This is a genomic window from Ruminococcus flavefaciens MA2007, from assembly GCF_000621845.1.
Taxonomy (GTDB): Bacteria; Bacillota; Clostridia; order Oscillospirales; family Ruminococcaceae; genus Ruminococcus; species Ruminococcus flavefaciens_E.
The window spans coordinates 267,462-288,120 of record NZ_JHXF01000006.1; the positions used below are offsets into that span (position 1 = coordinate 267,462).

Annotated in this window: 15 protein-coding genes; 12 read left to right on the top strand and 3 right to left on the bottom strand. The window is 45.8% G+C overall.

Going from position 1 to position 20,659, the window contains the following annotated elements:
• Window positions 1–9: 9 nt before the first annotated feature.
• The 3 genes from T497_RS0103130 to T497_RS0103140 are packed head-to-tail and all read right to left on the bottom strand — an operon-like array spanning window position 10 to window position 2,853.
• Window positions 10–720: a hypothetical protein gene (locus T497_RS0103130; RefSeq protein ID WP_028514355.1), complete on the bottom strand. Its 711-nt coding sequence runs from the start codon at window positions 718–720 to the stop codon at window positions 10–12.
• A 15-nt stretch (window positions 721–735) separates the two neighbouring features.
• Complete coding sequence (locus T497_RS0103135) at window positions 736–1,809, bottom strand: WG repeat-containing protein (RefSeq protein WP_028514356.1); 1,074 nt, start codon at window positions 1,807–1,809, stop codon at window positions 736–738.
• A 21-nt stretch (window positions 1,810–1,830) separates the two neighbouring features.
• Window positions 1,831–2,853, bottom strand: coding sequence for a glycosyltransferase family 2 protein (locus T497_RS0103140; RefSeq protein WP_028514357.1), 1,023 nt, complete (start codon window positions 2,851–2,853; stop codon window positions 1,831–1,833).
• Window positions 2,854–3,394: 541 nt separating this feature from the next.
• Here T497_RS0103140 and T497_RS0103145 point away from each other — a divergent pair.
• The 12 genes from T497_RS0103145 to T497_RS0103200 all read left to right on the top strand — a co-directional run bounded on the left by T497_RS0103145 (window position 3,395) and on the right by T497_RS0103200 (window position 20,626).
• Window positions 3,395–5,902: a hypothetical protein gene (locus T497_RS0103145; RefSeq protein WP_028514358.1), complete on the top strand. Its 2,508-nt coding sequence runs from the start codon at window positions 3,395–3,397 to the stop codon at window positions 5,900–5,902.
• A 33-nt stretch (window positions 5,903–5,935) separates the two neighbouring features.
• Window positions 5,936–7,018 (top strand): hypothetical protein, encoded by a 1,083-nt coding sequence (locus T497_RS0103150; protein ID WP_028514359.1) that lies wholly within the window; start codon window positions 5,936–5,938, stop codon window positions 7,016–7,018.
• A gap of 50 nt (window positions 7,019–7,068) precedes the next feature.
• Window positions 7,069–7,245 carry a hypothetical protein gene (locus tag T497_RS18210; RefSeq protein WP_155266836.1) on the top strand — a complete coding sequence of 59 codons (177 nt, stop codon included), beginning with the start codon at window positions 7,069–7,071 and terminating at the stop codon, window positions 7,243–7,245.
• Window positions 7,246–7,644: 399 nt separating this feature from the next.
• Window positions 7,645–8,700, top strand: coding sequence for a LacI family DNA-binding transcriptional regulator (locus T497_RS0103160; RefSeq protein ID WP_028514360.1), 1,056 nt, complete (start codon window positions 7,645–7,647; stop codon window positions 8,698–8,700).
• Window positions 8,690–9,229: a DUF5662 family protein gene (locus tag T497_RS0103165; protein WP_028514361.1), complete on the top strand. Its 540-nt coding sequence runs from the start codon at window positions 8,690–8,692 to the stop codon at window positions 9,227–9,229. The genes T497_RS0103160 and T497_RS0103165 overlap by 11 nt, the downstream gene beginning before the upstream one ends.
• Window positions 9,230–9,501: 272 nt before the next feature.
• Window positions 9,502–11,325 (top strand): excinuclease ABC subunit UvrC, encoded by a 1,824-nt coding sequence (uvrC, locus tag T497_RS0103170; protein WP_028514362.1) that lies wholly within the window; start codon window positions 9,502–9,504, stop codon window positions 11,323–11,325.
• Between the two features lie 532 nt (window positions 11,326–11,857).
• A complete protein-coding gene (locus T497_RS0103175; RefSeq protein ID WP_028514363.1) occupies window positions 11,858–13,057 on the top strand; it encodes a type II secretion system F family protein in 1,200 nt (399 codons plus the stop codon).
• 21 nt (window positions 13,058–13,078) lie between these two features.
• On the top strand, window positions 13,079–14,683 hold the full coding sequence (gene pilM, locus T497_RS0103180; RefSeq protein ID WP_028514364.1) for a pilus assembly protein PilM: 1,605 nt from the start codon (window positions 13,079–13,081) through the stop codon (window positions 14,681–14,683).
• 2 nt (window positions 14,684–14,685) lie between these two features.
• Window positions 14,686–15,480: a hypothetical protein gene (locus T497_RS0103185; protein WP_028514365.1), complete on the top strand. Its 795-nt coding sequence runs from the start codon at window positions 14,686–14,688 to the stop codon at window positions 15,478–15,480.
• A gap of 68 nt (window positions 15,481–15,548) precedes the next feature.
• Window positions 15,549–19,001: a polymer-forming cytoskeletal protein gene (locus tag T497_RS0103190; protein WP_028514366.1), complete on the top strand. Its 3,453-nt coding sequence runs from the start codon at window positions 15,549–15,551 to the stop codon at window positions 18,999–19,001.
• Window positions 19,002–19,016: 15 nt separating this feature from the next.
• A complete protein-coding gene (locus T497_RS17915) occupies window positions 19,017–19,610 on the top strand; it encodes a PulJ/GspJ family protein (protein ID WP_080693277.1) in 594 nt (197 codons plus the stop codon).
• A gap of 14 nt (window positions 19,611–19,624) precedes the next feature.
• Entirely contained in the window at window positions 19,625–20,626 is a 1,002-nt protein-coding gene (locus tag T497_RS0103200) for a type II secretion system protein (RefSeq protein ID WP_028514367.1), read from the top strand.
• The last annotated feature ends 33 nt before the right edge of the window (window positions 20,627–20,659 follow it).

Below are 20,659 nucleotides of genomic sequence, written 5' to 3' on the forward strand. Positions count from 1 at the left end.
TCTCCTTATTTATCTTTCTATAGAACGCGAGACGATCATCTCGTTCACGCCGCTTTCCTTACCCCACAGGTCTGTGCCGTATATAGCCCAGAGCTGGTCGGAGCCGTCACTCCATGATATTTCGTCCTTTATGCCCTTGCCTGAGTATTCTATGGGACGCTGTCCGTCACCGTAGTCGGCGGTGAGCTTTTCAATGACCTTTGCATAGCCCTCTGCAAGCTTATCTTCGCCGTATGGGTGTTCTGACTCATCCACATTGCCTACAGCGCCGATGTGATAGCCGCAGCATATGAGCTGTTTGCTCTCACTGTCAAACTCTGCGAACATATATCCGCTGAGCCCTGTGCCGAAAACTTCATCGGACGCAAAGCTGTAATCGTATTCCATTGAATTGTAGCGCACATCTGATTTGTAGTCGTAATTCTCACCTATAATGGAGAAGACTTCATCTTCTGTCATGCCTGTGCGGAGCTCCGACAGTACATTTATGCCTGCTGCGGCGTTGTTTTCCGCGGGAGCTTCCGAAGTTGTTTCGGGAGCGGCAGCAGTCGGCTCGGCAGTGGTTTCCACAGCTGTCTCGGAGGTCTCCTCGGCGGTGGTGGTCTCAGCCTCGGTGACTGTTGTGCTTTCCTCTGTCTCAGCAGCAGGATCGTTTATTTTTCCGCAGCCTGCTGTCATAAGCAGAGCGGCTGCGGCGATAAATGCAAGCTTTCTTTTCATATTTTTTCCTTTTTATCAGTTCTCCTGCGGCTCTGTCTCAGGCTGAGCTTCGGGAGCAGGTATTGGATAATCGGGCTTTTCATCGATGAAATAGCCTGATATCAATTTTAAGTCGTCCTCTGAGCTGCCTGTGAACATGATAACAGCCTCATATTTTTCTTTAAGGCGCTTAGGCTTGTTCTCCTCATTCTTGTAGGTGATACCTGTGAGTGCTTTCAGAGTGACCATGTACTGCGGCAGTTTGCCGCTTGACGGTGCTGATGTCACCGTGATATCCGATAAGCCGATAAGCTTTTTTGTTGTTACCCTTTTTTCATCGGGGAAAAGGCAATGGAAATCCTCCTTTGAGGAGATATCCATTTCGGAAAGCAGATTTTCGGCTTTCTTTGCGTCTCTTTCGTAAGCAAATTCAATGTATTTTTTTACATTTTCGTTTATCTTTTCTATCATGGGCACTGTAAGTCCCGAAGCCTTTACATTTATGCTGTAGTCGCACTTCAGAGCTTCGCCCGTTATAACGGCATTCTTGAAAACGAACACCGAGTTTTTCACAAGATATGTATATGAGCCGCTGCCTGCTGTGACAGTGAGCTCGCCGCTGTTGTATTCGCAGCTGTCCCATGCTCTTGAAAAGCAGGGGGAAAAGTCGCTGTTATAGACGACAGAGGATTTCTTGTCGGCAGCGTGAGCTATGTATATCACGCGCTCGGCACTGGATATGAGGTCTATATTCGAGTAAACAAAGGGAACAACGATATTTCCCTCATAGTCAATGCAACCGAAGAGCTCCTTGCCGCGGATACGCTTTGAAGCGATACATCTGTCCTTATTGTTGGTGAACCTTATGCTCTCCCATTCGGGAGAGACTATAATACGTTCACTGCTGTCGATGATACCCACAAGTCCTTCGCCATTCTTGAAAGCACGGTTGCCCGAGGAATCAAAGTTCAGCCTTTTTTCGATGTCGTTCTGCGATTTTTGGCTGTCTGCGCTCTTTTCCGTTCTGGAGTAAAAGCGCGTGATAGCCACTGCAAGCACGATGATGCCGATAAATAACAGGGAGACTATGAGTCTTGTCTGCTTATTCATTATCTCAAAGCCTCCTTACGGTCACTTGCTCTCATTTTCGGGAGCACTGCCGCCTGCCTCGGGAGCTGACTTCTGAGCCTCAGCCTTGCGCTGACGGTAGAGGTCCTCGGTCTCCTTAGTTATATAGATAGGACGATTTTTCGTCTCAAGATAAGTCTTTGAAAGGTACTGTCCGAGAATACCTACGCTGAAGAGCTGCAAGCCGCTGAAAAGGAATATGAGGCACAGCATGGTGGGATATCCGTCGGGAGCGTCCAGCCAGCCGAACATTGACCTGATGATAGTGATGACTATCAGCACGAATGCTATGAAGCAGGTTATGATTCCCAGCAGCGAGGCGATAGCCAGCGGAGCTGTCGAGAACGCCATGATACCCTCAAGGGAGTACTTGAAGAGTCCCCAGAACGACCATGAGGAAGTACCTGCGGGGCGCTCTACGTTCTCGTATTCGATATATCGGGTATTGAAGCCTACCCAGCTGAATATGCCCTTTGAGAAGCGGTTGTACTCGGTCATATCGAGGATAGCGTCAACCATCTGTCTGGTCATGAAGCGGAAATCCTGAGCGCCGTCCACTATCTCGGTCTGGGATATCTTGTTCATTATTTTATAGAAAAGTCTTGCGAACCATGAGCGCACCTTTGACTCGCCCTGTCTGCTGACGCGGCGTGTGGTAGCGCAGTCATACTCGCCGCTGCGTACATAGCTGTACATCTTGGGCAGGAAAGCAGGGGGGTGCTGGAGGTCTGCGTCCATAACGACAACGAAGTCGCCCTTTGCGTTTTTCAGACCTGCGTACATACCTGATTCCTTGCCGAAATTACGGGAGAATGAAATATATCTTACCCGCTTGTCCCTTTCCGAGAGAGAGCGGAGAATGTCAAGAGTGGTATCCTTTGAACCGTCATTGATGAAAAGATACTCAAAGGTAAGCTCGGGGAAATCCTTTGACATCTGGTCGGTCACCTTGGTTATCTCTTCGTAGAACATGGGCAGGACTTCCTGCTCATTATAGCATGGAACTACTACTGAAACGAGTTTCACGTTTTTTCCTCCTTCAAAGAAGCTGTGACAGAGTTTGAAAAGCCGTTTCCTTATCTGCCAATACACTATTAATAATACAACAAAATCCATGATAATGCAATAGCAAAATGTATGATTTCATAATTTTTTACACCTATGTAAAATAATGACACATAAGGGAGCGGTTTTTGGTCTATCTGATAGTCGGGCAGGAGGTAAAAAACAAAAAAATAACGAAATATGGCGTATTTGCGTATGTTATTATTTGTATAATTTACCTTAAACAAAGTATGGAATTTCTGACAAAAAAATCAATAACGATTTGTTATTTTCACCGAAAATTTTAAAATCGGTATAATTTTTGCGTTCATTTTTGAAGAAAGTGTTGATTTTTTTTGAAATGTCATGTATAATATACTTGTATAGTTGTTCGCGCTGCGGACGCTTCGCAAGGCGGTGATGTCAGATCATTAAGCGAAGCCCTGCGGCGATGTGGGAAATCGGCGTTCCGCTGCCGTAAAAGCGGAATATGCGGCGTTTGCTGCGGTTGGGAGAGAGGAATATGGATATAACACTGGTAACATCTTCGTTTGACAAGCTGGTTCACGGAACCGAAAACGAAAAGAAAACAGGCTGTGGTATCAACCTTCTGAAGCCTGAAAATGTAACTCGTTTCCACAGAACTTCGCAGATGACGGATCTGAAGGAGATAACCTGTGAGAAATGTAAAGCCAATCTGGCTAAAAAGCTTATAAAAGCTGACAAAAAGGAAATGGCTCTTCTTCTTAAAGAAGAGAAAAAGCGTGAAAAGCTCGGCATGAACGACGCAGGAATCGTTCCGCTGGGAAATACTACCGCAAGGATCACAAGAGATCCCGATGCTAAGAGAAAGGAAGAGGAAGCGAGAAAGAAGGCTCTTGAGGAGCAGAGAAAAGCAGCAGAGGAAAAACGTGCTGCCGAGGCTGCTGCCAAAGAAGCCGAGGAACAGGAGCTTTACGATCAGTTCCTTAATAAGGACGGAAAGACCGTTCCGGGCACAGGCGTTCCTATGGACGAAAGCCTTGCACAGTTTGCAATAAATGCTCCGAATAACGAAGCACAGGCACCTGCTCCTGCACCTGCAAACGCACCTGCTGCCGAAGACGATTTCCTCGCACAGTTTGCAATAAACAAGCCCGGCGATAATGCAGCACCTGCTCCCGCTGCTGCCGCTCCTAAACAGGACGATTTCCTTGCACAGTTCGCTATACCTGCTCCTGAGCAGACACAGAATACAGACACAACACCTTATTATAATGCACCTCAGCAGTATAATGCAGCTCCGCAGCAGCCTATGGGCGGCTACGGCTATGAACAGCCCGTTGTCCCCGAGCCTGTACCGGCTCCTCAGCCTGTACACAGCGACGAGGATATAATGAACCTGTTCTCGATAAACAACAGCGCTCCCGTACAGGAAGAGCCCGTATACGGTCAGCCCGTCATCTACGACGGCAGCCAGCCTCTTTATGACGCTCAGGGCAACCTTATACAGGGTGTCATAACACCTTTGGACGAGTATGCTGACGCTCCTGTGATGAATATTCCGCAGGATACAGCGTGGGATTATGTTGCAGACCAGTTCTTCGGCGGCGACGCTGCCGCACAGGGAAGTGCTGCAGCAGCTCCCGACGGCTATGAGAACGTTCAGCCCGGTGAAATGGCAGACCTTGATATCCCGACTATAGGAGACATCGCTGCTCCTGTTATCGACGATATCGGCGCAGCTATCGAGGCAGCTTCAAAGCCCTACGGTGGAGTTCCCGGCGGCTTGAATGCACCTGTTCTCGATGATATGGCTGCCCCTGTGAACAGTCAGCCCATTGATCCGAATACAGCTTATATGTACGGAGATATCCCGCTTGTTGAGGATATAGTAGCTCCCGAAAATGACGTGCTCCCGTCTGCTGCAAGCGTTGCGGCAGAGGCTCTCAGCGGAGCTCCTACAGTTGACGATATCACAGCTCCCGAGTTCGATGAGCTGCCCTCCGCAGCACAGCTTGCGGCAGAGGCTCTCAACGGAGCTCCTACAGTTGATGATATCACAGCTCCCGAATTCGACGAGCTGCCCTCCGCAGCACAGCTTGCGGCAGAGGCCCTCAACGGCGCTCCTAAGGTAGACGATATCGCAGTGCCTGAATTAGACGAGCTGCCCACAATTGAAGACATCGCTGCACAAGGTCTTGACGATATGCAGATACCTGTGCTTGATGATATAACCGCACCAATCTATAATGCGCCTTATATGGCAGAAGAGGAGTTTGAATTTAACATGAGCGATTATAATAATTTCGATGCTAACGCACAGAATACAGGTGCTGAGCAGCCAAAGCAGGCTCAGCCTCAGATAGTAAAGGTACCACAGTTTGCAGGCTATGACGCTAACAATCAGCCTGTATACAAGTACGTTCCAATGAGACTTATGGGCTATGACCAGAACGGCAAGCCTGTTTTCGCACCTCTCAACGCACAGCCTCAGCAGGCTGCACAGCCGCAGCAGGCAGCTCCTGCTCAGCAGACAGCAGCACAGGCTCAGAGAGCCGCAGCAGCTCCTGCTCCTGCACCTGCACCCGTAAAGTCTATCGTACCTAAGAAGCCTGTTCAGACAGAGGGCGTTCCTACAGCTAATATTTCCAAGATAGCTGTAAACCCACACGCAAAGTCAACATCACAGGCATTCATCAACGCTATTTCCAGCTCAAGAGAGTATGCTGACAAGAACCTCATCGAGACACAGGGACTTCAGGCTAACAGCCCTATCCTCAATTCTGTTGAGGACGTTCTCTCAACAATGGGCGATGACTCAGCAAGACAGAAGAAGCTTGCTCAGTCTCAGCAGAACGTGCCTGTATTCGACGAGTACAAGGCTCCTGCATCATCTTCCTACAACAGAAGAAACAATTCTTCTCCAAGACTTCAGCAGTCCTTCGACAAAGATGTTCGCTACATGACAAAGTCCGAGCTCAAGGCTAAGAAGAAGCAGGACAAGATCGACGCTAAGTTCAGAAAGGAAATGAACAAGAGAGGCTTCTGAGTCGGTCATTCACAAATGAAATGAGGAAAAACAATGGCAGAAAACAAGATCCTCGAGGAGCTGAGAGCTAAGCTCACAGGCTCTGACGAGGAGAATAGCAAGTTCCTCCGCGAGGAGGCAGAGCGCTTCGCCAAGCAGAAGAATGTGGAGGGCGTAGAAGCCGCAACACAGCTTCTTATCGAGCTTATGCCGCAGTCGCAGAAGGACGAGATAGAGAGACTTATCACCATTGACGGTGTGCGTCTCGACGAAGTGCATGAGAAGATAATAAAGCTCATAAAGGAAAAGAATACTGTCGAGGCTAAAGCCCTTGCAGAGAGACTTTACAAGAAAATAAAGCTGGATTACGGCGAGGGCGAGGAGAACAAGTTCGTTTCTCTCAGAAATCCCTTTGAGGATAACCTGTATCAGCTCAGATACAAGCCCGAGAAAACTCTTAACCGTACTCCCTTTGATTTCGCAACGTTTATCACTACATACGGCTATCTTATGGTGGAAACAGGCTCTGCCGTTGACGCTATCCCGATACTTGAGGACGCTATCGAGTACAATCCCGTTGATGTGGGACCAAGATTCGAGCTCGCAGAGGTCTACAAGCTTCTGAAAAACAAGAGAATGACTCTTGAAACATCGAGAGAAACTCTTAAATGTGCTTCCTCACCTGTGGCAATTGCGCGAGTTTACGCCAATGTAGGCTATATCCTTACAGATATGGGCGAGTATGACGACGCAGTGGCTTTCTATACTGCAAGCCTTATCTTTGCACCGCACCCTGCCATACAATATGAACTGAGAGACATCGCAAACCGCAAGGGCAGTCATATTACCAAGCCTTCCCACGAGCAAATGGTCGAGGCTTTGAAGAAATATGACTTTGAATTCGGTCCCAACGAGGACGTTATCTCCGTAGCGGCTCAGCTTTCCGCGAATTATCTCATTGAACAGGACATACCGAATGCGCTTAAAGCTCTGAAAATGACCTATAACCTCACCCGTGACGAAAAGGTCAAGGAAATTATCCTCAAATACGAGCCTGACGCTAAAATGGCAGTTCCTGTACAGGAGGGCGAAAAGCCGAATATCACTCAGACGGTGAACGATTCTCCCGAGGAATAATGAATAATATCTCATCTCCTGCAGATAATAGCTGTGGGAGATGATTTTTTATGAGCAAAAACAAGAAGATCCCCGTGCCCGAGCCCGAAAGCGACGATGAATACATCTGTCCTGCGGCTTCATGGGGCGATAGGACGGGAATTATCCCGTATTCCGCAGAGGACATGATGGAGCGAGCCTCCTATGACGAGGTCTATCCGTTCCTGCCCGAACATGAGGGAGACTAAGCGAGGACGTGAGATATCACGTCCTTTTTTGTCGGAATATTGTAGGGGACGGCGTCCTCGACGTCCCGAGTTTGAAAATGTAAATACCGTATGTAGGGGCGAGTTCCGCTCGCCCGTGATGATAAGGCGATAACCGAGAAACTCCATAGGGGACGTCCTGCAAGAAAGAGCGTTCCTTAATGGGCTGCCGAGGACGTCAGCCCCTACATATGAACCGCTTTGTTTATATGCACAAATTTCCTACGCTGATTTATGCACTTGCAACAAAATTTGAAAAATGACTTTATTTATCACTTAAAGCATGATATAATATATCTTGTTAATTTAAGGCGAGATCTTTGAAATTTCAGTATTATAAGCTATAGGCAGCAGCTATAATTACTTAAAAAGAGGTGGCATATGAAAAACGGAGTTAAAATGCTGGACATTGCAGAAAAGCTGGGCGTCAGCGTTGTTACGGTCTCAAATGCTCTTGCAGGGCGCGACGGAGTAAGCGAGCAGATGAGAAAGAAGATCTGCGAGACAGCAGAGAAAATGGGCTATAAACCTTCAAATACCAAGAGCGAGAGAAAACGCCTTTCCATGTCCAAGGTCAGCAAAAACGTGGGTATACTTACCTCCGAGCGTTTCGTTGGCGCACGAGGTACTTTCTACTGGGAGCTCACCGCGAGTATCTCCAATCAGCTTGCACAGCTGAATATCTGCACGGTCTATGAGTGCGTGACCGCAGACAGCGAAACTAACGGTATACTGCCGAATATGGTCACTGACGGCAAGGTGGACGGCGTCATCGTTATCGGACAAGTCCACAGGAGCTACATAGAATGTCTGAAAAAGCTGACTATACCGCTGATGTTCGTGGATTTCTACGACAACAGGTACGATATTGACTCGGTAATTTCCGACAGCTTCAACGGCGGCTATATCCTCACGGACTATCTGGTGTCAAAGGGACACCGTAAAATAGGCTTTTTCGGTACGCTGAACGCTACCAGCAGCATCAATGACCGCTATCTGGGCTATGTGAAGTGCATTATGGAAAACGAGCTGGAATTCCGCAGGGAATGGATAATCGGAGACCGCAACGAAAAGGGTATACTCAACGAGAAGATAGACTTCCCCGAGGAAATGCCCACGGCTTTTGTGTGCAACTGCGACGAGACCGCATTCCGCGTAATATCGGCACTCAAGACCAAGGGAGTCCGCGTTCCCGAGGATATCAGCGTGGTGGGCTACGATAATTATACCGTTTCAAGTATCTGTATACCTACTATAACGACGGTTGAGGTAGACCTTACCAAAATGGCTGAGGTCTCCGTGAAGATAATGGCGAAGAAGCTGGCTGATCCGAAATACAGGGAGGGACGCCGCATAATCAGCGGTAAACTCATTGAAAAAGAAAGTGTGCTTGATATAAACGGAAGCTACAGTGAGGAGCGTCCAAATGCTTATTGAGAACTTTTTCGGACACCTGCGGACTGTGCTCCACCACCGTCATACGGTCTTTATCCACTGCGTAAAGGCGGGTATACCGCTGAGGGGCTTGTTACATGACCTGTCGAAATTCTCGCCGACGGAGTTTATCCCCGGAGTGAAGTATTATCAGGGAGACCGCAGTCCCAACGAGCGTGAGCGCGAGGTGGACGGCGCTTCAAAGGCTTGGATGCACCACAAGGGCAGGAACCGTCATCACTTCGAGTACTGGACGGACTACAACATGAAAACGAAACGGCTCGAACCCGTGAAAATGCCCGATATATTTATATTTGAGATGTTCTGTGACCGTGTTGCGGCTTCAAAGACCTATAACAAGGAGAAGTACAACGACTCGATGCCGCTGGAGTATTTTCTCAGAGCAAAGCCGCGCCGTATCATCGAAAAAACGACGGCGGCGAAGCTGGAATTTCTGCTGACGATGCTTCGTGATAAGGGCGAGGACGAGGTGTTCCGCTATATCCGCCGACACGTCAGAAAGAGCCGTTAGCCTTTAGCTGTAGGGGACGGCGTCCGCGACAGCCCATTAGGGGACGCCTTGCGAAGCGCCTTCGTTTTTTCGGGGCGCTGCCTCTGACCTTACCGGTACGTCCCCTCTGTCCTACGGACATCTCCCCATCTTATGGGGAGTCACTCCGCCAAAGGAACACAGTCCCTTTGGAATCCCTTTCATGGTTTCGGCAAATCTAATTCACTAATCACTAATTACTAAAACGGACGCCGTGGGGCGTCCTCTGTATTTTTGAGAAAAGGAGGGAGAACATGAACCCGAGACTGCCGTATCTGCGCGAAAAGACCGCTAAGCTGACAACGTCCCCTGGGGTGTACATCATGCGCCGCAAGGACAGCTCCATAATCTACATCGGCAAGGCGAAAAATCTCCATAACCGCGTGAGCAGCTACTTCCGCGAAAATCCCGACCACGCTCCAAAGGTCGCAGCTATGGTCTCCAACGTCTACGACTACGATTTCATCGTTACGGACAGCGAATACGAGGCTCTGCTGCTTGAATGCAGTCTCATCAAGCAGCACAAGCCAAAGTACAATATCCTCCTGAAAGACGACAAGGGCTACCACTATATCCGAATTTCCGACGAGGAGTACCCTCGCATAACCAACGAAAAAAACACCAAGCAGAGCGGACGTTACCTCGGTCCCTATACCAGCGGCTTCATCACAAAGGAGGCTGTCAACGAGGCGAACCGTGTTTTCATGCTGCCCACTTGCAGGCGTAAATTTCCGCAGGATTTCGGCAAAAGCCGTCCCTGTCTGAACTATCACATAAAGCAGTGCATGGGAGTATGCCGCGGCAGGATAAGCGCCGAGGATTATCAGGCGGCAGTCGAGCAGGCTGTGGAGTTCATAAAGAGCGGCAGCGCCCAGTCCGTTGAGCGTATGGAGGCGGAGATGAACGAGGCTGCGGAGGCGCTTGAATTTGAGAAAGCGGCTATGCTACGCGACAGGATAAACGCCGTGAAAAAGGCTTCCGAGAAGCAGAAGATAATCAACAGCGGCGTGGATTCCGCGGACGTTATCGGAGTTGCCGAGTACAGCGGCGGTCTGTATATTTCCGTGCTGATGTACCGCGAAAACAGGCTTTTCGACAAGGCTGTTTTCGAGTTTCCGCTGCCTGACGAGGGCGACGATATCCTCAGTCAGTTCATGCTGCAATTTTACTACAAAAAGCCTGATATACCGCACTCTGTCATCGTCGAGCGCATACCCGAGGACTCGGAGCTCCTGACAGAAATGCTGGAGGGGCAGGCAGGGCGAAAGGTGAAGCTCCATGTGCCCCAGAAAGGCCGTCAGCTGGAGCTTCTCAAGCTGGCAAAAAACAACAGCGCCGAATATGCTGCCATAAAAAATGACCGCACGGGAAAAGAAGTTCTTGCGCTGGAGCAGCTGGGGCAGAGCCTGGGACTTGCCAAGCCGCCGCGATATATCGAGGCTTACGACATATCCAACCTGTCTTCTGAATCAATGGTGGCAGGAATGGTGGTATTCGAGGACGGCAGACCGCTGAAAAAAGCCTACAAGCGCTTCACCGTCAAAGAGCAGGAGCTGCAAAACGACTACGGAAGTATGCGCGAGGTGCTGAAAAGGCGGCTCATGCATATCGTGACAGGGGAGGGGGACGAGTACTTCACGAGGACTCCCGACCTGATACTCCTTGACGGAGGAAAAGGTCACGTAAATGCCGTAGCACCGCTGCTTCGGGAGCTCGGGCTGGACATACCGCTCTTCGGCATGGTCAAGGACGACAAGCACCGCACCAGAGCTATCGCAACGGGCGGCAGGGAGATACAGATAAACAGCCTGCGTTCGGTGTTTGACTTAGTGACGCGGATACAGGACGAGGTGCATCGCTATTCCGTCAGCTTCATGCATACAAAGCACAAGAAAAAGACCTACAGCTCGGAGCTGCTGAAAGTACGCGGAATAGGCGAAAAAAAGGCGGCGAAGCTGTTTATGAGGTACAAGACCATAGCGAAGCTGAGGGAGGCTTCGCCCGAGGAATTAGCCGCTGCGGCAGGAGTGAATATGGAGACTGCGCAGGAGCTCTGGAGGGCTATCCGCGAGATGTGAACGGTAGTAAGAATATTCAGCAAATAATACCAGTATATTATAATAGTATACGGCGCCTGAAATTTAAAAACGGGGTAGCTATAGTAAAATAAATAAACAATAATGCGGATTTTGTCGTATTATTTTGTATAGTTGTACTCGAATCTTTGGACAGAACGGTCAAAATGACTAAATTACCAATATGCAAATTGCCGCAGTTTACAATTCTGTAAAAATTCGTGAAAAATATGAGCTTTTATGTTGCAATTTAAAAGCGGGTGTGATATAATTATTGTGGAAGTTTAACAATGTTTGGTATCAGTGTGCTTATACCTCATGTTGTGCTGCCTTTTTATATTGTTTTTCGCAGAATAATAGCCGTTTGGACGTCTTGATATTACCGATGGTATAAATCTTGGTAAATATTGATAAAAAACGGTAGATTATTTATGTCAAAAAAGCGATTGAAAAGTAACACTATAAATGTTATAATTGTTATTATTAAGGCAGTGAGAAACGTTCATCACAAGTAATTAATTATGGAGGTGGTTTCATGAAGAGTTTTTCCTATGTAGCTCAGGACGCGAAGGGCAGACAGGCTAAGGGAATCATTAACGCGGAGAATGAGCAGGAATTCTTGCAGAAAGCCAAGGAAAAGGGCTTGTATGTCAGGGATTACAAGGAGAGCGATTCAGATGACACAAAATCAATTTACAAGTTTAAAACCAACGAGCTCGCATTCTGCTGCCGACAGCTTGCTGCGATGCTCACATCAGGTCTTACACTTGTAAAAGCCATTGATATCCTGACAAAAGAGCAGGAAAACGAAAAGCCGCGAGCGATCTGGCAGGACATTTACGAGAACGTACAGAAGGGTGAATCCTTCTCGTCATCTCTCGAAATGCACTCGGGTTCATTCCCGGACTTCCTTATCTCGATGGTCGGCGCGGGCGAGAGCTCAGGTTCGCTGGATATCATTATGAACCGAATGTCAGACCACTATGCAAAGGAAAATAAACTCAAGAACACTATCAGAGGCGCTATGATATATCCTATCATACTTCTGGTGCTCTGTGTAGTTATCGTAATCTTCCTCTTTACAGTTATCATGCCGACGTTCATCGATATGTTCGACAGCAAGGAAGATATGCCTGTTCTGACTCGAATAATGGCCGGAATCAGTGACTTCCTGACACATAAGTGGTACATACTTGTCGTTATCCTTATCGTAGCGGTTCTGGGCTTCAGAGCAGCTCTCAGAACTCCGGGATTCCGAATAAAGTTTGACCGAATGCTTATCAAAGGTCCGGGCTTCGGTCCTCTCGTTACAAAGATCTACACAGGACGTTTCGCAAGAACTCTTTCCTCACTTTACTCAAGCGGTCTTCCGATGGTTGAATGCCTCGAAAGAGCATCATCGATCCTCGGTAATGCTTACGTAGACGAAAAGTTCGTTGACGTTATCGACGAAGTAAAACAGGGCGAGACGCTTTCGTCTGCGATAACACGTACAGAGATTTTCGAGCCTATGTTCTGCTCGGTAATCTACGTCGGCGAAGAGTCAGGTGCGCTTGACTCGATCCTTGAGAAAACATCTGATTACTACGAAGATGAATCAGATTCAGCCGTTCAGCGACTTGTTAGTACGATAGAGCCTGTACTCCTTATCTTCATGGGCGTTATCATCGGACTTGTCGTATGTGGTATTTACCCAGCGCTTTACGGAGCAATGGAAAACGTAGAAAACGGTTAATAAAGAAAGGTGGAAAGATAAATGCTTTCATTTGATATCACTGATAGAAATATACGAGTTGTTAAGGGCGTTGAAAGTAACGGCAAGATCAAGATCAGTTCTGCTGCTACCGTAAATGTTGAAGAGGGACTTATCGTAAACGGTCACGTTAAGGATGTTCCTGCAGTTGCTACACTCATTAACAACGTACTTAAAATGCACAGAATGCCTGATAAAGAAGCGATCGTTTCGATTTCCTCCAACCTTACTATCTTCAAGGAAATGACAGTTGCCAAGGGCAAAGGTCAGGATCTCCAGAAGACAGTTAAGCTCCAGATGCAGGCTGAGCTCAACCTCGACGATTCATACAGCGTATCCTACATTATAGTAGGCGACGCAGACAGCAGAGATGTAAACGAGCCTTCGTACAAGATCCTCGCTACAGCTTGTCCTTATGAGATCGTAAACAGCTACAGAGAAGTGTTCAAGCTCCTCAGCATCTCACTCAGATCAGTAATGATCGGCTGCAACTGTATCACAAAGGTACTTCTTGCCGATACAAAGATCAAGTCAAAGATGCCTCTCCTTGCTGTACAGATCGATAACAACTTCATCTCACTCAACCTCTATGAGCAGGGACAGCTTTCATTCTCACGTTTCGCTTCTATCGACGCTGCCGACTACGGTTACTCGGATGACTACGTATTTGAAGCAGTCAACGAGAACATCTTCCGTATGCTCCAGTTCCACAGAAGCCGTAACACAGGTGAGTCCATTGAGAACGTTATCTTCTACGGAGATACACATGAGTATGTAAGACTTACTGATGAGCTTGAAAAGCTCGACCTCAAGACAAGTCTTATCAACGTTCCTCCACAGATCCACGGTCATGAAAATCTTGAGTTCTCTCTCTACGCTAACGCTATCGGCGCTATGTTCAAGAGAAACAGAGAGATCGAAAAGATCAACCTTCTCGACACAGACTTCAGCACAGCTGTTAAGAACCGTGTCGGCGGAAAGAACAATGATGCAATGGGAAGCGTTATCCTTCTTGCTTCACTTCTCGCAGCCGGCATTATCGTAGGCGGTGCTTGGGGTATCCTGAAGCTCAAGAATATCGGCATCCAGCATGATATCAAGGAATGTGTTGACTACATCGATAGTCCTGATACAAAGAAAAAGCTTGATCACCATGCAAAGCTTCTTAAAATCCAGGATGTTGTTCAGGCATATAATACAAAGATGAACAATGCAAGTGATGCATATCAGTCACAGCCTCGTATCGTAGGCAAGGATTACGAGGAGATCGAGAAGATCCTTAAAAAGACCTGCGAAGATGAGAAGGACGATAAGATCGAGTTTATGGAGGTAAGTTCTCCTAAGTACGCTGACGGTACTATAACATTCAATGTTACCTGTGATGCTTCAAGCAAAGAGTATGCACAGAGAATACCTGCTAATTTCGCAAAGAACCTTTTCGCGAGCGACTTGTTCAGTGAAGCTTCATATAAGGGCTATACTATCAAGACTGTAAAGGTAGAGGGCAAGGAAGAAGCACAGGATAGAATCACATTCAGCTCAAGTGTAAAGCTTGAAGGCAATAAGAGTGCGTATCATCCTGCAGAAAGCTCAGAGGAGGAGAAGTAATAATGAAACTTAATTATAGAGACAAGATCATAGCAGGTGTACTGTTAGCAATCGTTATTCTGCTTATAGGATTTTTTGTACCCGTAAAGAATATGAACAACAAGAATAAGGCAGATAAAAAGATCCTGGCAGAAAAGCAGACAATAAAGGCTGATTATGAGGCTAAGATAGCAAAGATACCTTCATTACAGGAATCTATCCGCAGCCTTTACAGTGATGCAAGCGACGCTACAAAGATTTTTGTTCCTCTTGATGAGGTAAAATCACAGATAAAAGTTGATAGTTATATGCAGAAGTATGCTGATGAGTGCAAGATCAAGATAAAGAACCTTGAACTCGGCGATTCAACAGTTACTCCTCTTAACTACTACTATTCTTCAAACAAGGACGGCTTTTCAGCACTCAGAGATCAGGCTGACGTAAACGGCACCCTTAAGAAAGAGTACGAGGCTTCTATTGCTGAGAGTACTGCTCTTTCTCAGAGAGCAAAGGAAAGCGTTATCAAGACACAGTATGCTATGAAGATCACAGGTACAAAGGAAAATATCTGGAAGTATCTTGATGCTATGAAGAATTTTGATAAGGCAGTTGTTATTAATTCGGTAACTCTTAGCGATTATACATTTGGTAAGGACGCTGCTAAAAAGGCTGGAGTAGAGCTTCCGGAGTCAAAGGACGGCGAAGAGGTTTCTGTTCAGGCAGGCGAAAAGGAAATAAAGAATATTTCTGATGCACAGATCGTATTATCACTTTACTCAGTAATTGAAATGGAAGAGCCCGACGTTGAGATGAAGTAAAATGCAGAAATACCTACTTCAAACGCTATAGTTATGAGAAAAATATAACTTGAAAGGCGGTTAGGGAAATGAAAACAGAGAAAAACAACAGACTGCGCGGTACGGTCTTGTTCACCGTTGTCGCAGTAATGGCATTACTCATAATTTTTCTGACGGGTACCCTTGCGCTTGCGACTGCTTCAAACAATCGCGCGCATAAGTCCTACTCGTCATCGCAGGCAAGCTATACGGCTAAAACTGCGATCACGGGCTTCACTCAGGCTTTAGAGGCAAGTGAAGAAGTCCGTAATAAGATAGTTAATCTCGGAATCGACGGAAATACTAATATTATACACCCGACAATAACTTTTAACGAAGGTGGATCGCAGGACAGAGCCATGGGTATTATTGGCTACTGGGACGAACACGGCGTTTGGCATGACAATCAGATAACCGTTGAAAGAGAAAATCTTACAAATCCATCCGATCCTCAGCACCCTGAAAAGACTGAATGGGTTTACGATTGGAAGGAAACTCAGAAGTGGGTTCAGATCGAAAGAGTTAAGATCACAGCTACTGCTCGTGTTGGTCGAGAGGAATCCACTGTAACTGCATATCTGACAAAAATGCCCGGTGAACCCGAGGAAACAGAGACAGTACCTACTACCCCAAGAACAAACACAGGCGGTATCAAGGGACTTAATACTGTTGGTGACGGTGTCTTCCAAAACGGCGGACGTTACACAGGCGGTATGGGTATCGGTCTATCCAGCGACGCCGAAAAAAACGGTATGAAATACAGTTATGTGCTTGATAACTCATGTGAGCTTAATACTACACTCACATTCATTAACGGAGATGTATCTTTTAAAACTGGTACATTCGGTATTAACGTAGATCAGGCTGCTGATGTTCCTGTATCACAGACTGTTATAACAGGAAGTCTCTTACTCCCAAATAATGAGCTTGTTGAGCTGAATTATAAGATGAATCATGATTTTACTCAGAAGCAGATACCATATTTATATGTTAATGACGCCTTTACTACTCAGACTTCAGACGGAAATCTTATTACTTATAAGGGCGAAAACAAGCAAATGTCACAGCATATAAACCGACCAGCTTCACCATATAACCTTTTTGTTGGTACAATGGCTACAGGTAATAACAATTATCTTGTTCACGCTGATATGTATTTTATGGATAGGTATCAGCCAGGCGAGTTCTATGATGTTACTAACCCTACTACAAATGGAAAGGTAGAAAAAGGAAATAATTATTTTGGCGGAAATAACCAGAATAATTCACAGCTTTATAGGTGGGCATATGATACAGTAAACCAGACAGCGTCTCAGAATTATTCTGAGGGTGGTAATATCTTCTGTAACGGAAGACTTCACCTCGGCGGTGGTGAATATGACGGCGATGTTCGTGTTACTGAGAATTGTATAATTACAGGACCTGCAACCGTACACATTCACGGTGATCTCGTTGTAGGCGGAAAACTTGAAGTAACAGGTACACTTATTGTTGACGGTCATGTTTACTGCGATAATATAGAAGGTTATTCTGTCGACGGTAATAACAATAATAATAACAATAATGCTACACCTACATACACTAGAGTAAAGAATATTTATGATGGTCCTCCTGAGTATGAGCCTAAGGAGGGTGAAGAGCCTAATTGGGATGATATTAAAGTATTGACTTGCCCTAAGCGTGAATGGTTTGTATGGAATCCAGATCAACATTATGTAGATGCAGGCAATTACAGTTATAAACCAGGAGATATGTATGGTAATCCTATTGAAGGTGATGTTAAAAGAACTTTCTATAAGTATAAGGACAACTATTGTCCGGGCATAATAATGTGCAGAAATGGCGGAGATTATACTTATTATTTCCCTGATGAAAAAGAAAATGCTACTGCAGACAGTTACGAAGTAATAAAGAATGTAGACGATATCATAAAGGCTCTTTTAGAGGGACAGACAAACATGTCGGATCCAGAAACTGCCAGTGTAGTAGAAAAGTGGATAGACCTTGCAAATGCTGAGGAATCGTCGGATTATAACAGACCGGCATATCCTTGTGAGTTTGAGCGCGTAACCAATTCAGCAAATGAAACTGTATATCGTGAAACATCAATTAAATGTGATTACGAAAAGGTTATGATCGATCCTCTTACAGGTAATATTGTTCCAAATGCAGTGGTTCCTCATTATAATAAGGCAGATGCTAATGGTCAGCAAATTAATCCTCCTGTAAATGTTGGTGCAAACCAGTATACGTACTATATTAATGGTATTGAAGTAGATAAGGAAACTTTTGACGCACCGCGTCAAGAGCCTCAGGCTCCAATAGACGATGCTGATAAAATAAAGAGCATTGAAGCGTATGGAAAGTCTGCATATCCTGAGGATATGACAAGAGAAAAGATTTATGGCTATTACACAGTCGAAGGCGGCGAGGGTGTTACGGGTATGTTTAACTCTGCACCTGATGGAACAAAGATCATAAAGACTCTTCAGGAGGTTCGTCAGGATCTTGGATTCAAGAAGACAGGCGTTGACTATCCTCGTACTCTTAAGGAAGCAGCAGGCGAAGCTATAGCTGCTACATTGGAGAATGCAGACGAGACATCTAAGGAAACAGCAATTGCTCTCGATGGCAATTATAAGAAAAATGCAAGTAACACAAGTATCTGGGGACATCCGACAGATAAGGATATCATCACAGGTAACTGTGTTATCACAGGTTCGATAAGTGGTTCCGATATGAGCGTCAATGACGGCAATGACGGCAAGATTAAAGCCAAAGACAGACCTTATAAAAGAGCTGTATATACAAATGGAAACTATTCTAAGGATGAAGAATATAAACCTAAGGTAATTGAGATCAATCCTCTTGGTAAAGAAATCTGGGTAGTATTAGACAATGTTACTATGGGCAATGAAGCTGAGATACACGTTGATTTCACAAACCCGGCAAATAGTAAGCAGGAAGGAAAAGTCAAGTTCTTTATCAAGGGAACTGTAAAGATCGACAAGGGCTCTATCATCAATAAGAAGATAGCAAGCGGTACAGATGATTCCAATCCTTTAGAGATCAATATGGTAAATCATACAAATACTGATTTCCGTATGGAATTCTACGGAGAAAATGATTCAGAATTATTCCTTAGTAACAATTGTACACTTACCGGAACATTCAAGTGTCCATACACTGATTTCCAAAGCCTTGTAGTAGGTAAATACAGAGTTCACTACATCGATGAATACGGTGTTGATTGGACGAAGAAGCCACAGGGTGCACAGACACGTGGCGGAGATCAGGTTCAGGGTTGTCCATGTATTATTGGTAACGCTCTGTTTGACGATGTATTACAGACACAGAATGACTTCGGTCTCTACTACACCGAATCAGGCCAGATAGGCGACCAAGGCGATACTGATCAGCAGGGTAATCAGGGTGTTACCACAAGAGTAATCAGAGCCGCTACTGGCGAGAAATGGTTCTTCGAGTTCTATTCAGCCACATAAAAGGAGGCGTGTTCTATGAAAAAAAGTAAAAAAAGCTTAAAGGGCATGACTCTGGTTGAAATGATTATTTCTATTGCGATCTTTGCGGTTATGGGCGGTCTGCTCATACTTGTAGGAACGCATATAGACGCTACAAACAGAGCGACAAATGTCCTGAAAAGCAAAATTTCAGCAGAGTCGCCTGTTGCAGCAAACGGACGGCCTGATAAATCACCTGTTGAGCTTACACCTTCAAATATCTCAGTTGATGTAAGCATAAATGATATGGGTGATCCGGCTTCTGTATCTCTTGAAGCTGTAAAGTACAACACAAGAGAAATTATTGAGGACGGTCTCAGTGAAGCAGACAAGATCGCTATCAGAAATAAGGCAAACGGCGGACTTAACTTCCAGTTTGTAAAATACAAGACAGCTGATCCTAACGCGGATCCTAATGCTGATCCTAACACTGATCCTAATGCGGATCCTAATGCTGATCCTAACGCTGATCCTAACGCGGATCCTAATGCTGATCCTAACGCGGATCCTAACACTGATCCTAATGCGGATCCTAACGCAAACCCAGCTGATCCGAATGCAAATCCAGCTGACTCTAATTCATCAACATAATGGGAGGCAGACATATGGATAAAATGAAAAAATCAGTGCTCAAGGGCTTTACCCTTGTAGAGCTTCTGGTAGTTATGGCTATCTTCTCAGTTCTTATGGCTGCGGCACTTGCACTTACTACACCTGTATCAAGAATGTATAAGAATACAGCTCTTGCAGAGAAAACATATTCCTATTCGCATAATATTCAGGAGTATCTTCAGGGTGCTCTTGAATATGCCGATAGCTTATATGTCCTCACAGGAGATAATCTTAGTGAATATTCTTCAATGCAGGAGCTTGCTGAAAAATTCAGAAAAGAGCATTACGATAATGTTGTAAAATCTGATGACGGTACGTCAATAAGAGGCGTAAGAGGCAAGATATATATACTTCGTCTTCTGAATAAAGCTGCAACGCTTCCTGACGGCACAACAGCTCCCGCAGGTCAGATTACTCTGACAGAATATGTATTCGACAATGCAGAAGCAGTAGGCAACGAGATCATCGATGTAGTACCGGAGAGAGCAGTTCTTAATCCTGCATTCTTCAGTGCACCGGATTCAAGCTACAGCTTCAGCTATGCACTTGGACATTCACAGCTTGTATCGGTTCCGACACCTGCAGGCGGAGATCAGAAAGAGACCTACAAGGCTATCAAGCAGGACTTTGATGATACAGAGGACGTTCCTCAGCGCGATGATCTGTCTATTGAGATAGTTCTTGACAAGGATGTTTCACAGCACGGTTATGTAGATGTTAATAACTACAGAGCATTTAAGAATCCTGTAGCTGTTCAGATCGCTAACCTGCCGCTGACAAATATCAATACTCCTTCAGAATCAAGATCAAATCTTGATGCCGGAGTAAGCAGACCGATTAGAGGCGATGACGGAAAGGTAAAGATGCAGAGTACTGTATCCAATCCGACTATCCCTGAATCAGGCTGGAGCTTTTGGACCGAAAAGGTAAATCCAAAGATAGATTTCAATAACGATATCTACTTTGTATATGCATACGGCGATGAGCTCAGATAAGAATATGTAAAAAAACAGGCAGCAGTTCAATGC